We start from the raw sequence: 16,502 nt of genomic DNA on the forward strand, positions 1-16,502 counted from the left end.
GTAGCGGGATGCTGCGCGTCCGAGTCCTGACGCGCACTTACGCCAACACAAGGCCGTGCAGGCATACGGCGTGGTGGGCGCACTTCGCCCCTTGACTCGCGCTGTGTGGCACTGCGTAGCGGGTCGGACGCAGCATGCCCGAAAACACGAAGGGTGGCTCCGAAAACCGTCTCGGAGCCACCCTCGCGTGAAATCAACCGGTGTGTTTCACCGGCTATTCGAGGCCCGCGCGCATCAGTGCGCCTCGCGCTCCACCTCCACCTTCGCGATGCGGACGATGGTGAACTCCACGCGGCGGTTGTTCTCGCGGCCCTTCGCCGTCTTGTTGGTGTCCACCGGCTTCGTCTCGCCGTAGCCCACCGCCTCCATGCGGCTCTCGGCGATGCCCTCCTTCACCAGGAAGGCACGCACGTTGTTGGCGCGGCGCTGGGACAGGTCCAGGTTCCTCGCGTCGTTGCCCTGGCTGTCCGTGTGGCCCTCGATGCGGACCAGCTCCACCTGCGTGTTGGCGCGCAGCACCGCGGCCACCTGCTTCAGCAGCGGGAACGAGCGGGCCAGGATGACGTCCTTGCCGGTGGCGAAATACACCTTCTCCAGGATGACGATGCGCTCGCCCTCGACCTGCACCTTCACCTTGCCCTTGTCGGGGCAGCCGTCCTCGTCCTTGACGCCGTTGATGGTCTCCGGCTCGTTCGGGCACTGGTCCACGGTGTCCGGGATGCCGTCCCGGTCATTGTCCGGGTCGGGGCAGCCGTCCTCGTCCTGGAAGCCGTCCTTGTCCTCCGGTTCGTTGGGGCAGCGATCGTCCGGGTCCATGAGGCCGTCGCCATCCGTGTCCACCGGGGGCGGAGGCGGCGCGGTGTCCGGGCAGCCATCCGTGTCCTCGAAGCCGTTGGCCGTCTCGGGCTCGTTCGGGCACGCGTCCGCCGTGTCGACGATGCCGTCCGCGTCGTTGTCCGGGTCGGGGCAGCCGTCCTCGTCCTGGAAGCCGTCCTTGTCCTCGGGCTCCGTCGGGCAGCGGTCATCGAGGTCCACCAGGCCGTCGCCATCCGTGTCCACCGGCGCGGCCTGCACCGGCTCGCGCGACGGCTCCGGGCTGTAGCTGAAGCCCGCGAGCAGCCGGAAGCCCGGCGTGCCGTAGCCGCGCGTGAGGCCCGGGCCGCCGCCCACGTGCGCGGAGAAGCCGCCCAGGGAGCGGTACTTCAGCGCCGCCAGCAGCTCCAGCGGACGCTCTTCGGTGTTCTGCTGCTCCAGGCCCACCGCGCCCACCACCGTGGCCGCGAGCGCCAGCGGCACCTCGCTCACGGTGAAGGGCAGCTCGGCGCCCACGCCATAGGACACCGCGTTGCCGATGTTCAGGTTGCGCAGCTGCTGCTGCTTCCGGAAGTCCACGCCCACGTTGGCGGCCAGGCGGAACCGCTCGCCGTACTCGGCCACGAGGCGCGGCTGCACGCCCACGCCGGAGCCACCGAGGAAGTCCGAGCCCCCGCCCGTGGGCAGCACCACCGGCACCGTCAGCGCCAGGCCGAAGGCGCCCTCCTCCAGCAGCCGGGCCTTGGGCACCAGCCGCAGGTCGCCGATGCCACCCGAGCCCACGCCCTGCGCGAAGGACGGGTCCACCATGGGCGCCGCCTGTGAGCGCTGCAGCGTCACCGGCAGCAGCACGCCGAGCTCGAAGCGGTCGAAGAGGCCCACCGAGCCCATCAGGTCCACACCCACCTGGCTGCGGACCAGGGCCGTGATGAACCGGTCCGTGCGCGGGTCCATGAAGTTGAGCGGCTTGTCCGCGTAGTTGACGGACACCCCCACGTTCCAGCCGAGGTGGCGGTGCACCTGGGCGCTCTGGACGCCCAGGATGTCCTTCGAGCTGGGCCCCGGCTTGTACTGCTGCACGTCGATGGACTGCGACGCGGACGGAGCCTGCACCTGCGCCGAGGCCGGCTGCGCCACCAGCATGCCCGCCAGCGCGAGCACCGCCGCGGCCACGCCCGGGAAAGCGCCGGCCCGCCCCGCCGTGCGGCGGAAGCGGCCCAGCAGGGGCAGCCCGAGGAGCAGCAGCGCCAGCGGAGCGAAGGTGCCCGCCCCGCTCGTGCTGCAGCCACGGCCGGAGATGACGAAGTCGTCGTTGCCGTCCAGCGGGTCGGTGCCGCCGGTGACCTCCTCACCATCGTTCACGCCGCCCGCGTCCGTGTCCTCGTTGTTCGGGTCCGTCTCGCCGTTGTCGAAGGCGCCGTTGTGGTTGGCGTCCTCCACACCGTCCGTCAGGCCATCGCCGTCCGTGTCGGGGTTGAGCGGGTTCGTGGGGTTGGCGCCCCCCACTTCCACGCCGTCGCTCAGGCCGTCGTCATCCGTGTCCGGGTTGTTGGGGTCGGTCTCCGTGGTGTCGACGCGGCCGTCGTGGTTGGCGTCCTCCTCGCCGTCGGGCAGCCCGTCACCGTCCGTGTCCGGATGCTTCGGGTCGGTGGTGGTGCTCGGGTCCGCGTCCGGCTGGAAGTTGGGCGAGCTACGGTCGGTGTCCGCCGGAGCGCTCTCCAGCGTCACGCCCAACTCCGTGCCGTCCAGGATGCCGTCGTTGTCGCTGTCCGGGTCCAGCGCGTCGATGAGGCCGTCATCGTCCGTGTCGGTGATGCCGTCCACGCCGTCCGGCACACCGTCGTCGTCGCTGTCCGCGTCATTGGGGTCCAGGCCCAGCGCGATTTCGGTGGCGTCGTCGATGCCGTCACCATCCGTGTCGACGTCATCCGCGGCGAGCAGCGGATCCGTCTCGCCCGGGTCGACGCGGCCGTTCTGGTTGGCGTCCTCGATGCCGTCGCGCACGCTGCCGCCGTCCGTATCGGGGTTGAGCGGGTCCGTCGTCGTCGTCGGGTCCGCATCCGCCACGAAGCGCGTCAGGTCCGTACCGGTGCCCTGGGGCTCGGCGAGGCCCGTCTCCAGACCGTCGGAGAGCAGGTCACCGTCCGTGTCCCAGTTGTTCGGGTCCGTCTCGCGCTCGTCGACGATGCCGTTGTGGTTGGCGTCCTCGTTGCCGTCCAGGATGCCGTCATCATCCGAGTCGTCATCCAGCGGGTCCGTCCCGGCGACGTTCACCTCGATACCGTCCGGCAGCCCGTCACCGTCCGTGTCGGGGTTGTTCGGGTCGGTGCCCCGCGCGACCTCCTCGGTGTCCGACAGCCCGTCGCCGTCCGTGTCGTTCGCCACCACCCACGAGTAGGTGGCCGGCGTGTCATCCACGTTGCCGGCCTCGTCCACCGCCCGCACCGACAAGGTGTGGTCGCCTTCCGCCAGGCCGGTGAAGGTGACCGGGTCCGTGCACGGCGCATAGGGCGCACCGTCCAGCGAGCACTCGTACGTCACCGGAGAGGTATCCGAGTCGAAGTCGAACGTCGCCGTGGCAGGCGCCTCCGTCAGCGGCGGCCCCGACAGGATGAGCGTCTCCGGCGCGGTGGTGTCCACCGTCCACGTGTAGCTGGCCGGCGTCGGGTCCACGTTGCCGTCGGCGTCCCGCGCCCGGACCTCGAGCGTGTGCTCGCCGTCGTCGAGGCCCGAGAAGGTGGCCGGGTCCGGGCACGCCGCGAAGGGCGCGCCATCCAGGCTGCACTCGTACGTCACCGGGGACTCGTCGGAATCGAAGGTGAACGTCGCCGAGTCGCTGTTGGAGAGCGCCGGCGGCATCGTGATGAACGTCGTCTCGGGCGGCTGCGCGTCCACGGTGAACGTGTGCGTCACCGTGGAGCCGGTGTTGCCCGCCTCGTCCACGGCGGTGGCGGACACCGTGTGGGAGCCCTCCGAGAGCGTGTCCCCCACGGGGAGCGACCAGTTACCGGCGTCATCCGCCTCGGCCGTGCCCACCGTGACTCCATCCACCACCACCGTCACGGTGCTGCCCGGCTCCGTCGTTCCCGTGTACGTCACCACCGCGACGTCGAGCACCTCGCCGTTCGCGGGCGTGGTGATGCTCACCCCGGGCGCCGTGGCGTCCACGGTCCACGTGTGCTCGGCGGGCGACGGGTCCACATTGCCCGCCGCGTCCACCGCGCGCACCCGCAGGGTGTGCTCGCCGTCGCCCAGCGGGCCGAACTGCGCCTGGGCCGGGCACGCCGCGAAGGGCGCACCGTCCAGCGAGCACTCGTACGTCACCGGGCTCTCATTGGAGGAGAAGACGAAGTCCGCGATGGCCACGTTCGTCAGCACCGCCGGCCCGCTGTCGATGGCCGTGTCCGGCGCCGTCGTGTCCACCGTGAACCCGGAGCTCGTCGGGGCGCTGGTGTTGCCCGCCTCGTCCGTCGCCGTGACAGTGACCGTGTAAGGCCCATCCGGCAGCGTCACCGGCGGCGTGAAGGTCCAGTTGCCCGAGGGCTCGACCGGGATGGGGCCGTAGGTCGTCCCGCCCACCGTCAGCATGACGGACTCGGCCCCCTCCGCAGTGCCCGTGATGGTCACCACGCCGTCATCCAGCACCGCGCCGTCCGCGGGTGAGGTGATGAGCGGCGCCGCCGGCGGCGCGGTGTCCACCGTCCACGTGTACTCGGCGGGCGACGGGTCCGTGTTGCCCGCGGGGTCCACCGCGCGCACCAGGAGCGTGTGGTCTCCGTCGGAGAAGCCCTCGAACGTCGACGTCTCCGTGCACGGCACCCAGCCCGCGCCATCCACGCTGCACTCGTAGGTGGCGCCGGGCTCGGAGGCCGCGAACACGAAGGTGGCCGACGTCTCCGAGGTCGGCGTCGCCGGGCCGCTCGCGACGAGCGTATCCGGAGCCGCCGTGTCCACCGTCCACGCGTACTGGGCGGGGGTCGGGTCCACGTTGCCCGCCGCGTCGACCGCACGGACCAGGAGCAGGTGGTCGCCATCCGGCACACCCGTGAAGCTCGCGGGGTTGTCGCAGGGAACGAAGGCGCCCGCATCCAGGCTGCACTCGTAGGCGACACCGCCGCCCTCCGAGCGGAGGTCGAAGGTGGCCGTCGTCGCATTCGTCACCAGCGCAGGGCCCGACTCGATGAACGTGTCGGGCGCCGTCAGGTCGACGATGAACGTGCTCGTCACCGGCCCCGCGGAGTTGCCCGCGGCGTCGACGCCGGTGATGGACACCGTGTGCGGCCCCTCTTCGAGCGGCTCGGGCACGGTGAAGGTCCAGTTGCCGTCCTCATCGACGGGGATGGGGCCGTGCGTGGCGCCGCCCACTTCCAGGTAGATGTCGGTGCCCGGCTCCCCCGTTCCCGTCAGCGTCGGCGTCGCCGTCGCGACCTCTTCCTGGTCCGCAGGCGATTCGATGGTCGGCAGCTCAGGAGGCGTCAGGTCCACCGTCCATGCGTACTCAGCGGGCGTCGGGTCCACGTTTCCGGCCCCGTCCACCGCGCGCACCCGCAAGGTGTGGTCACCTTCGCTCACGCTCGGGAAGACCTGCGGGTCCACGCACGCCGCGAAGGGCGCACCGTCCAGCGAGCACTCGTACGTCACCGGGCTCTCATTGGAGCTGAAGTCGAACGTAGCGCTGGTGGAACTCGTCACCGCAGGGGGCCCGCTCACGATGGTGGTGTCCGGCGCCGTGGCGTCCACGGTCCAGGTGCGCGTCGCGGGCGTCGGGTCCTCGTTGCCCGCCGCGTCCACCGCGCGCACCGCCAGCGTGTGCTCCCCGTCCGAGAGACTCACGAACGTCTGCGGGTCCGTGCACGCCACGTAGGGCGCACCGTCCAGCGAGCACTCATACGTCACCGGGTTCTCGTTGGAGCCGAAGTCGAACGTGGCGCTGTTGGACGTCGTCGTCCCCGACGGGCCGCTGACGATGGTGGTGTCCGGAGCCGTCGTGTCCACCGTCCACGCATACGTCGCAGGCGTCGAGTCCAGATTGCCCGCCGCGTCCACCGCACGCACCGCCAGCGTGTGGTTGCCCTCGCCCAGGCCGGGGAAGGTTTGCGGGTCGGCGCACGCCGCGAAGGGCGCACCGTCCAGCGAGCACTCGTACGTCACCGGGCTCTCATTGGAGCTGAAGTCGAACGTAGCGCTGGTGGAACTCGTCACCGCAGGGGGCCCGCTCACGATGGTGGTGTCCGGCGCCGTGGCGTCCACGGTCCAGGTGCGCGTCGCGGGCGTCGGGTCCTCGTTGCCCGCCGCGTCCACCGCGCGCACCGCCAGCGTGTGCTCCCCGTCCGAGAGACTCACGAACGTCTGCGGGTCCGTGCACGCCACGTAGGGCGCACCGTCCAGCGAGCACTCATACGTCACCGGGTTCTCGTTGGAGCCGAAGTCGAACGTGGCGCTGTTGGACGTCGTCGTCCCCGACGGGCCGCTGACGATGGTGGTGTCCGGAGCCGTCGTGTCCACCGTCCACGCATACGTCGCAGGCGTCGGGTCCAGGTTGCCCGCCGCGTCGCGGGCGCGCACTGCCAGCGTGTGGTTGCCCTCACCCAGGCCGGGGAAGGTCTGCGGGTTGGTGCACGCCACGAACGGGCCACCGTTTAGCGAGCACTCGTACGTCACCGGGTTCTCGTTGGAAGCGAAGCTGAACGTGGCGCTCGTGGCGTTGGTCACCGCCGGGGGGCCACTCACGATGGTGGTGTCCGGCGGAGTGGTATCGGAGGCCACGGTGAACGTGTTGGTGTTGCTCAGCACGGACGCGACGCCCTGGAGCGTGGCGTAGGCATTCACGATGTGCGCGCCGACGGACAGGTCGGCGCTTGGCGTGAGGCTGAAGTTGCCCATGGCATCCGCCGGCACCCGGCCCAGCTCAACTCCGTCTACGAAGATGACCACGGTGGCGTTCGGCGGCGCCGTGCCGCTGATGACCGGACGCATGCCCGTGATGGAGCCATTGGCGGGCATCGTTACCACTGGCGAGGCCAGGGACGCGGGGAAGGCGCCCGGCAGGACGGTGACGACACCCGGGCTTCCGGGGTCGGCGCCATACGTGAGCCCGTCCGGCGCGTTGGCCGTCGGCTGCGTGCCGGCCGCTCCACCGGTGACGACCGGAGTGCACCCGACCGTCGCGCCCTGAATCAGCAGACGGCCGCCACCACCGCCGCCACCCGTTCCATGCTGGTCGTACGTCGTGCGGCCACCATTGCCACCAAGGGCCGTCACCGAGTTGGCCGAGCAGCTCAGTGCTCCGGTGACACGCAGGTACACGGTACCGCCAGCGCCCGCGCCACCCGCGGCATCGTTGGCAGTGCCCACGGCGTCGCCTCCCGCGAGCCCGTTCGCCGACACGCGGCCAGCGCCCGCGAGCGAGGCGGCGCGAATGAACACGACACCGCCGCCCGCGCTGCCGCCACCGGCCGCATCGTCGTTGCCATGTCCAGCACCGCCACCACCGCCAAACACCGTCCGGACCACCGGATCGAAGGTCAGGGAAGCGCCCCCAAGCCCACCAACGGGCCGGGACGCCGGAGGCTCTTCTCCCACCCAGGTCCGCCCGCCAATGCCACCCGCGCCCGCGTTGCTGCCACCACCGCCGCCCGAGTTGTGACACACGCCGCCACCACCGCCATTGGCGATGTTGCCCCGGCCCGTCGTTCCAGTCGGAATGGGGAAAATGTCCCCACCAAATCGCGAAGGCACCAGCCCCTCGCCCTTTGACGTTCCGCCCGGCCATTCCTGGTCCAGGCCGGTGCACGCATCACCGTCACCATTCCAGGGGAAGCCTCCGCGGAACCCCCGACCATCCGCGTGGATGGCGCCCTCATTGGTCACCGTGTTTTGCGCCAGGAAGGCCACCACGCCACCCGTGGCTCCATCCCAGGGACGGGCGACGATGCTGCCCGAGGCATTCACCATCACGGTGGAGTACTCAGGCACGCGAATCACCTGCGCCCCAGTCGCCGCGAAGGCCCCCGTGAGTGGCTGCGTGAAGTTGATCCGCGTCGCCGTGACGCTGCCAATCCGCGCGAGCTCCCAGCGGCCGACTGGCGTCGCCGTCAGGTCGATGGGCGTCTGACTGCCCGAGGCCGGCTCCGTCGGCAAGCCCGTGGTCTGGTGCACCATGACCAGGTTGCCCACCGCGAATCCCGACGAGGAGGCCACCATCACGAAGCTCTGCCCCGCGGGCGCCGCGGCCGTCACCTCCGTGTAGGTGTTGATGACGGTGTTGGGCGCGCTGATGGTCAACGCGGCGGTCCCATTTCCCAGACCGAAGGTGTCCGCGGCGGCCTTCGCGGCGGACCCCAGCAGCGCGGCGCACAGCAGCGCCAGGGGTGCGGCGAACAGGCGAATGCGTCCTCGGAAAGCCCGACTAAGCAGGGGGACGTCAAAGGTCTCTTGAGTCATAGACTTGGGCGCGTGGGGGGGGGTGTGGACCCAACGGCAATTGCCGCACGTAGCAATCCGGAAGCCAGCGCCTGTCCACTCTACGACCGCCGAGGCTCCACGGTTCTCAGCCCCACGGGCCCGGGGTGAAAGGCGCCCCATCCGAGCCACGGATCCGAATTCCAGAAACCAGACCGGCCCAGCGCCTCTCGGAGCGCAACCCACCAGGTCGGCTGACGCGTCAACGCAGGACGCGTGACGCGTCAATCGGGACGCAGGGTGCGGCCCGGCGCCAACAAAAAAGGGCCCTCCTCACGGAGAGCCCTTGGGCAACGCGGCGGGCGCTTGGCCCGGCGTGTCAGAAGATTTCCTCGAGCCACTCGCGCATGCGGCCCTTCACCTTCTTGTACACGTTCTCCTCGCGGATGCGGAACATGCGCCGGTCCAGGTGGCGGGCACCGTAGACGACCAGGCCCACGCCCGTGGCGTACATGGGGCTCTTCACCACATCCACCAGGCCGCCGATGCCGCGCGGCATGCCGCGACGGACGGGCAGGCCCAGCACTTCCTCGGCCAGCTCCGGCATGCCGGCCAGTAGCGTGGAACCACCGGTAATCACCACGCCCGAGGCCAGCAGGTCCTCGTAGCCGCACTTCTGGATTTCGCGGTGCACGAGCTGGAATATCTCCTCCACGCGCGGCTCCAGGATTTCGCAGAGAATCTGCCGCCCGAGCACGCGGGGCTGACGGCCCCCGACGCTGGGCACCTCGATGGTGTCGTCCTTGTTGATGAGCGTCGACAGGGCGCAGCCGTACTTCTGCTTGATGCGCTCGGCCTCATGCGCGGGGGTGCGCAGGCCAATGGCGATGTCGCTGGTGAGGTTGTTGCCTCCCAGGGCAATCACCGCCGTGTGGACGATGGAGCCGCCGGAGAAGATGGCGATGTCCGTGGTGCCGCCGCCGATGTCGACGAGGCACACGCCCAGCTCCTTCTCGTCCTCGCCCAGCACCGCCTCCGCGCTGGCCAGCGGCTGGAGGACGATGTCGGAGACGTTGAGCCCGGTGCGGTTGGCGCACTTGACGATGTTCTGCGCGCTCGACACCGCGCCGGTGACGATGTGGACCTTGGCCTCCAGGCGGACGCCGGCCATGCCCAGGGGCTCCTTGATGCCGCCCTGGTCGTCGATGATGAATTCCTGCGGGAGGACGTGGATGACCTCCCGGTCCAGCGGAATCGCCACGGCCTTGGCCGCGTCGATGACGCGGGCGATGTCGGCCTCGCGGACTTCCTTGTCCTTGACGGCGACGATGCCCTGGGAATTGAAGCCCTTGATGTGGCCCCCGGCGATGCCCGTGTAGACGTGGGAAATCTCCGCCCCCGCCATGAGCTCCGCTTCTTCCACCGCGCGGCGGATGGAAGAGACGGTCGCCTCGATGTTCACCACCACGCCCTTGCGCAGACCCTTCGACGGATGCGTACCGATACCGATGATGTCGATGCCGCTGTCGGTCAGCTCTCCGACGATGGCGCAGATCTTCGTCGTGCCGATGTCGAGGCCGACGATGATCTCCCCCGACTTCTGCTTCGCCATGACAACCCTCCCAGGCCCCCCACTCTCGTGAAAGGGGCGCGTCCGCTTACCGCATCGAAGCCCCGCTCCTCTCGGACGCGGGGCTCGAAATCTTCACCGCCACCCAGCCGGGCCGGGCACGGTTATCCAGGTGAATGATCTCCGCTGCAAGCCCCCTCGCACCCAGTTCGCGCCGGACACGGGCCAGACGTTGCAGCTTGACCTCCGAATCTCCTTCACCCAGGCGCACTTCCTGCCCGGACGCCGTCACCAGCGTCAGGCTCTGCGCCTCCAGGCGGACCTCCGACAGCTGCTCGGCCTTGTCGGGTGACAGCCGCGCATAGGCGCTCGCCACCTCCAGCGCCGAGCGGAAGCGCTCCTGCGCCACCGCCGGATCCGCCACATAACCTTCCCGGTCCAGGCCCGTCACCAGGGGCAGGTCCAGGCCATCACCGGGCGTCACCCGCTTGAAGGGCTCGCCCTGGTCGTCCAGGACGTACAGCTCGCCCAGGACGGCCATGGCCACCGGGGTGTGCTCCGTCACCTCCACCGACACGCGGTTGGGGAAGCGCCGCGTCACCTCCACCGTGCGCAGCCAGGGGTGCTGGTGCATGGCGCGCTCCAGCGCGTCCACGTCCAGCGTCCACAGGTTCTGCCCCTTCGTCAGCGCCGCCAGCCGCAGCAGCTCCACGCGCGAGGCGCGCTGCAGGCCGGAGAAGGACACCGCCTCCAGCTCGAAGCGCGGCGACGTCAGCGCCCACTTCCGCACCGCCACCCCACCCCACACCAGCAGCCCGGTGGTCACCGCCAGTCCCAGCACCCTCAGCACGCCCGGCGCGTGCGCGCGCACCGCGCCCCGGACCGCCTCTTTCTGCTGGGCGGCGTCCTGACGGCGGCGGTTCTTGGATTTACCAAAGGCCATGGGGAGAAAACGGTTGACGCATGCTGTGCGCGGTTGGGGAGCCACGCCAGTTTTTGGCTACAGGCACGTCGCTGTAGCGCAATGCGCTGCACAAGGGCTTCGGAAATTTTCGGAGATGCCCGACGCCGAGTTGCGCCGGACTGAAAACGGACGCTCAGGCCTTGAGACACGCGCCCAAGAGCAGGCGCTCGCACAGGGCCGGGAAGTCGATGCCGCGCCCAGCGGCAATCTTGGGCAGGAGGCTGGTGGCCGTCATGCCCGGCAGCGTGTTGGTCTCCAGCAGGAACACCTCGCCTCCGTCGGTGACGATGACGTCCGACCGCGAGCCCCCGCTACACCCCAGGGCCTGGTGCGCGGCCAGGCACACCTCGTTCACCCGCGCATACTGATCCGGAGGCAGGGGCGCGGGGAAGAGGTACTGCGTGCCCGTGCCCGCTTTGTACTTCGCGTCATAGTCGTAGAACTCGCGCGCGGCGCGGACCTCGATGACGCCCAGGGCCTCATCGTCCAGCACCCCACCCTGCACTTCCCGTCCCTTGACGAACTGCTCCACCATCAGCGTGCCCGCGTACTTCGCCGCGTCGTTGACCGCTGCCTCGTAGACGTCCCGCGTCTTGCAGACGTGAACGCCCACGCTGCTGCCTTCCCGGCTGGGCTTCACCACCACCGGGAACGGGAAGGGCAGGCTGTCCACCGCCGCCAGCGCCGACGCGGCGTCCCGGAACGCGCGGTACGCGGGCGTGGGGATGCCGTGGGCCACGAAGACCTGCTTCGCGTAGACCTTGTCCATGGCCAGCGCGGAGGCCAGCACGCCGCTGCCGGTATAAGGAATGAAGAGCGACTCCAGAAGCCCCTGGAGGCAGCCGTCCTCGCCGTAGCGGCCGTGGACGGCCAGCCACGCCACGTCCACCTTCTCCGCCGCGAGGCGCGCGGGCAGGTCCTTGCCCACGTCGATGTCCACCACGTCGTACCCCAGCCCACGCAGGGCCCCGGACACGGCCTCACCGGTGCGCAGGGAGACCTCGCGCTCCGCGGACATTCCGCCCAACAGCACGCCGACACGCTTCTGCTTGAGCTCGTCCTTCGTGAAGGCACCGCGGTTGGCAGTCACAGGAAGTCTCCCAGGCGCTTGACTTCGGGTTTCATGTCGACGCCGGACTGCTCGCGCACCCGCTGCTGCATGAGGGTGACGAGGCCCAGCACGTCCCGGGCGGTGGCACCGCCCAGGTTCACAATCCAGTTGGCGTGCAGGGTGGACACCTGCGCGCGCCCCAGCGAGTACCCTTTCAGGCCCGCCAGTTCAATGAGCCGCCCGGCATGGTCGCCCGGCGGGTTGGTGAAGACGCTGCCGAAGTTGGGCTGGCTGAGCGGTTGTGTCCGCTTCCGGTAACCCAGGTCCGCGTCCATGACGGCCTTGGACGCCACCACGTCGCCCTTGCGCAGCGCGAAACGCACCCGGGTGACGACGCCTCCAGGCGGCAGCTCGGAGTGACGGTAGGCGTGCGGAATCTGCGCCTTCGTCAGCCACCCCACCCCGTCCGCGGTGGCCACCTCCACCGCCTCGATGACGCGGAAGGCCTCGCCATTCTTGGTGCCGGCGTTCATCGCCACCGCGCCGCCCAGCGTGCCGGGGATGCCGGCCAGGAACTCCGCGCCGACCAGCGCGTGGGCCCGCATGACGTTGATGAGGCGGACGATGGCCGCCCCCGCGCCCAGCGTGAGCCGCCCCTCCTCGGGGCCCACCTCGGCCACCTCGGGGAAGAGGTCTCCGGGAAGCTTCAGCGTCAGGCCGGGCACCCCGCCGTCGCCCACCAGCGTGTTGGCGCCGCCGCCCAGAATCGACACCGGGGCGCCTTCCTCGCGCGCCAGCTTCAGCAGCGCCACCAGCGCGTCGGGCGAGCGCGGGCGCACCAGCGCTTCGGCCGCGCCGCCCGCCCGGACGCTGGTGAGCGGGGCCAGCGGCTCGCCGGCCTTCACCTCGCAGCCACCCAGCGACTCCACGCGCGCCGCCAGCGCCGTCTTCACGCCCGCTTCCACCATGGGGCTAGTCCTTCGACAGGCGGGAGGTGCGCAGCAGCTCGAGCAGCTCCGGGCCCACGTGGGTGATGTCGCCGGCGCCCAGCGTCAGCACCAGGTCGCCCTCGCGCAGGCGCGGCAGCAGGGCCGCCGGCAGGTCCGCGCGCTTCTCCACGAAGGTGACGTCGCGGTGGCCGTGGGCGCGGATGGCGTCCGCCAGCGCGTCGCCCGTGGCGCCCTCGATGCGCTCCTCGCCCGCCGCGTAGACGCTGGTGACGAAGAGCACGTCCGCGTCGTTGAAGGAGGTGGTGAACTCCTTCATCAGGTCATGCGTGCGCGTGTAGCGGTGCGGCTGGAAGGCCACCACCACGCGGCGCCCGAAGGCCCGCCTCGCGCCCGCCAGCGTGGCCAGCACCTCCGTGGGGTGGTGCCCATAGTCGTCCACCACGGTGATGCCCTGCGCCTCGCCGCGCACGGTGAAGCGCCGCTGCACGCCGCCGAACTCGGCCAGCGACTCGCGCACCGTCTCCAGCGGGATGTCCATCTCCTCCGCCACGGCGATGACGGCCAGCGCGTTGAAGGCGTTGTGCGCGCCCACCATCCGCACGCGGAACTCGCCCAGCGACTCGTCCCGGCGGTACGCGTTGAAGCGGGTGGTGAAGCCATCGAGCTGGATGTTCTCCAGCCGGTAGTCCGCCATGTGCGAGCTGCCGTAGGTGACGAAGCGCTTCTCGATGCGCGGCAGCAGCGCCTGGACGTTGGGGTTGTCCAGGCACAGGACGTTGAGGCCGTAGAACGGCACCCGGTTGCAGAACTCCACGAAGGCCGACTGGAGCGTCTCCAGGTCGCCGTAGTGGTCCATGTGCTCCGGGTCGATGTTGGTGACGATGGCGATGGACGGGTGCAGGTGCAGGAAGCTGCCGTCGCTCTCGTCCGCCTCCACCACCATCAGCTCGCTCTTGCCCAGCTTGGCGTTGGAGTCGAGCACGTTCACCTTGCCGCCCACCACCGCCGTCGGGTCCAGCCCCGCCGCGCTCAGCACGGTGGCCACCATGGACGTCGTCGTCGTCTTCCCGTGGCTGCCGGCCACCGCCACCGCGTACTTCAGGCGCATCAGCTCCGCGAGCATCTCCGCGCGGGGGATGACGGGAATCTTCCGCTGGCGGGCGGCGACCACTTCCGGGTTGTCCTTGCGCACCGCGGAGGAGATGACCACCACGTCCGCCTGGACCAGGTTCTGCGCGCGATGGCCCTCGAAGAAGGTGGCGCCCATGCGCGCCAGGCGCCGGGTGATGTCGCTCTCGCGAAGGTCCGAGCCGGACACCCGGTAGCCCAGGTTGAGCAGCACCTCGGCGATGCCGCTCATGCCGATACCGCCGAGCCCCACGAAGTGGACCTGCGCCGCGTGGCGCGTCTTGAAGAGACTGGGGGGCTTGTTGCGCGTCACGAATGGCTCCTCGGCGCCTTCTTCTCGGCTTCGACAGGGGTGCGCTCGCGGCCGTTGGGGCCCCACGCCTGGACCATCAGGTCCACGCACACGTCCGCCAGTTCCTTGGCGGCCTCGGGGCGCCCCAGGAGGCCCGCCTTCTTCTCCATGCTCTTGAGGCGCTCGGGGTGGCTCTTGAGCTCGCGAATCGTCTGCGCCAGCTTCTCGCCGGTCAGCTCCGACTCGCGGAACATCAGCGCCGCGCCCGCGTCCACCAGCGCGCGCGCGTTGACGGCCTGGTGGTCATCCGTGGCGTGCGGGAAGGGAATCAGGATGCTGGCCTTCTTGCAGACGGTCAGCTCCGCGAGGGTGGTCGCGCCGGCGCGGCAGACGACCAGGTCCGCCCGGGCATAGGCGCCCGACATGTCGTCGATGAACTCCACCACCTCCGCCTGGAAGCCCTTGTCGGCGTACCCCTTGCGCACCGCCTCCAGGTCGTTCTTCCCCGTCTGGTGGACGAAGTGCAGGCTGTCCTTCAGGTCGCCCAGCGAGTCCAGCGCCTCCGTCATCCGCTGGTTGATGCCGCGCGCGCCCAGGCTGCCGCCGAAGACGAGCACGGAGAAGCGCTCGTGCGCCACGTGGCTGCGCAGGTAGTTGTCCATCAGCTTGCGGCGGATGGGGTTGCCGATGAGCTGGACCTTCTTCTCGGGGAAGAAGGCGCGCGCCTCCTCGAAGGCGATGAACACCACGCGGACAATCCGGCCCAGCACCTTGTTGGTGAAGCCGGGCAGCGCGTTCTGCTCCTGGATGGCGGTGGGGATGCCCATCAGCCACGCGGCCAGCACCACCGGCCCGCTGGCGTAGCCACCCACACCCACCACCACGTCCGGCTTCTGCCGGGCGAGGATGCGAAAGGACTCGATGAAGGCCAGCGGCAGCGCAATCAGCGCCTTGAGCAGGGACACGAAGCCCTTGCCCTTGAGGCCCTGCACCTTCACCAACTCCAGCGGGTAGCCTTCCTTCGGCACCACGCGCGACTCGATGCCGCGCTCGGTGCCCACGAAGACGACCTCGTTGCGGTGGTGCCGCGTCACCACCTCTTCCGCCAGGGCGATGCCCGGAAAGAGGTGACCGCCCGTGCCCCCGCCCGCGATGAGCACCTTCATCATGCCGCCACCTCCCGCATGTCGGTTCCCACCCGGCTGGGCCTCGCGGCCCCCTGGGTGTTCGCGCTCAACGACAACAGCACTCCCGCCGCACCCATCAACACCACCAGCGATGAACCTCCGTACGACACGAAGGGCAGCGTCAGCCCCTTCGTCGGCAACAGCCCCATGGCCACGCACATGTTCACCGCCGCCTGGAAGGCGATGATGGAGCTGATGCCCAGCCCCAGGTACGTGCCGAACGTCTCTCCCGCCGCCAGGCTGGCCTGAACGCCGCGCCACAGCACGACGCCGTAGAGCACCACCAGCAGCCCCACGCCAATCAGGCCCGTCTCCTCCGCGATGATGGAGAAGATGAAGTCCGTGTGGGCCTCCGGGAGGAAGAAGAGCTTCTGCCGCCCGTCGCCCAGCCCCAGCCCGGCCACGCCGCCCGAGCCGATGGACATCAGCGACTCGGCCACCTGGTAGCCCACGTCATGCCGGTGCGCCCACGGGTCCATGAAGGCCAGGATGCGCTTCATGCGGTACGGGCTGGAGGCAATGGCGACATACGCCATGGGCAACGCCAGCAGCACCATGCCCACCAGGTAGCTCAGCTTCGCGCCCGCCGCGAAGAGCAGCACGAAGAGCATGAACACCAGCAGCACGCTGCTGCCGAAGTCCGGCTGCATCATGCACAGCAACACCAGGATGCCGCACAGCGCGAGGTGCGGCACGAAGCCCACGGAGAACTTCGCCACCTTCTCCCGCTTCTTCGCCAGCGAGTAGGACAGGTAGACGACCCAGGCGAACTTCGCCACCTCCGCCGGCTGCAGGCCGAAGCCCGGCAGGCGGATCCACCGCCGCGCGCCGCCCGCCGTGCTGCCGATGCCGGGGATGTTCACCAGCACGAGCAGGACGATGGCCGCCAGCAGCAGCGGGTAGGCCCAGCGCGCCAGCCGGCGCCAGCCGACCTTCATGGCCGCCGCCATGGCCACCAGGCCCAGGCCCGCGGCGACGAGCTGACGCTTGAGGAAGTAGAGGCTGTCGCCCAGCTTGTCCTGCGCCAGCACCGCGCTGGCCGAGTACACCATCACCAGCCCGAAGCTCACGAGCCCGAGCACCGCGCAAAGCAACACCGGGTCGAAGCGCACGAGGGCGGCGGACGGTGGAGAAGAGGTCTTCATG

At 70.0% G+C, this 16,502-nt stretch carries 8 protein-coding genes; all 8 read right to left on the bottom strand.

The window, feature by feature from the left end; genetic code table 11:
* Nucleotides 1–234: 234 nt before the first annotated feature.
* The 8 genes from agmC to ftsW all read right to left on the bottom strand — a co-directional run bounded on the left by agmC (nt 235) and on the right by ftsW (nt 16,501).
* Complete coding sequence (gene agmC / locus VZL07_RS04425; RefSeq protein WP_426754077.1) at nt 235–8,256, bottom strand: adventurous gliding motility protein AgmC; 8,022 nt, start codon at nt 8,254–8,256, stop codon at nt 235–237.
* A 337-nt stretch (nt 8,257–8,593) separates the two neighbouring features.
* Nucleotides 8,594–9,826 carry a cell division protein FtsA gene (ftsA, locus tag VZL07_RS04430; RefSeq protein WP_426754078.1) on the bottom strand — a complete coding sequence of 411 codons (1,233 nt, stop codon included), beginning with the start codon at nt 9,824–9,826 and terminating at the stop codon, nt 8,594–8,596.
* Between the two features lie 46 nt (nt 9,827–9,872).
* Nucleotides 9,873–10,727, bottom strand: a complete 855-nt coding sequence (locus VZL07_RS04435) for a cell division protein FtsQ/DivIB (RefSeq protein ID WP_426754079.1) — start codon at nt 10,725–10,727, stop codon at nt 9,873–9,875.
* A 154-nt stretch (nt 10,728–10,881) separates the two neighbouring features.
* Nucleotides 10,882–11,838 (bottom strand): D-alanine--D-alanine ligase, encoded by a 957-nt coding sequence (locus VZL07_RS04440; RefSeq protein ID WP_426754080.1) that lies wholly within the window; start codon nt 11,836–11,838, stop codon nt 10,882–10,884.
* Nucleotides 11,835–12,767 (bottom strand): UDP-N-acetylmuramate dehydrogenase, encoded by a 933-nt coding sequence (gene murB, locus VZL07_RS04445; protein ID WP_426754081.1) that lies wholly within the window; start codon nt 12,765–12,767, stop codon nt 11,835–11,837. Before murB ends, VZL07_RS04440 begins: the two co-directional genes overlap by 4 nt.
* Nucleotides 12,768–12,771: 4 nt before the next feature.
* Nucleotides 12,772–14,190 carry a UDP-N-acetylmuramate--L-alanine ligase gene (gene murC, locus VZL07_RS04450; protein ID WP_426754082.1) on the bottom strand — a complete coding sequence of 473 codons (1,419 nt, stop codon included), beginning with the start codon at nt 14,188–14,190 and terminating at the stop codon, nt 12,772–12,774.
* Complete coding sequence (gene murG / locus VZL07_RS04455; RefSeq protein ID WP_426754083.1) at nt 14,187–15,338, bottom strand: undecaprenyldiphospho-muramoylpentapeptide beta-N-acetylglucosaminyltransferase; 1,152 nt, start codon at nt 15,336–15,338, stop codon at nt 14,187–14,189. The genes murC and murG overlap by 4 nt, the downstream gene beginning before the upstream one ends.
* The gene (gene ftsW / locus VZL07_RS04460) at nt 15,335–16,501 is read right to left on the bottom strand and encodes a putative lipid II flippase FtsW (RefSeq protein WP_426754084.1); all 1,167 of its coding nucleotides are present in this window, start codon (nt 16,499–16,501) and stop codon (nt 15,335–15,337) included. Before ftsW ends, murG begins: the two co-directional genes overlap by 4 nt.
* Nucleotide 16,502: the final 1 nt, after the last annotated feature.

This window comes from Pseudomyxococcus flavus (assembly GCF_050038885.1).
In the GTDB taxonomy this organism is placed as follows: domain Bacteria; phylum Myxococcota; class Myxococcia; order Myxococcales; family Myxococcaceae; genus Myxococcus; species Myxococcus flavus.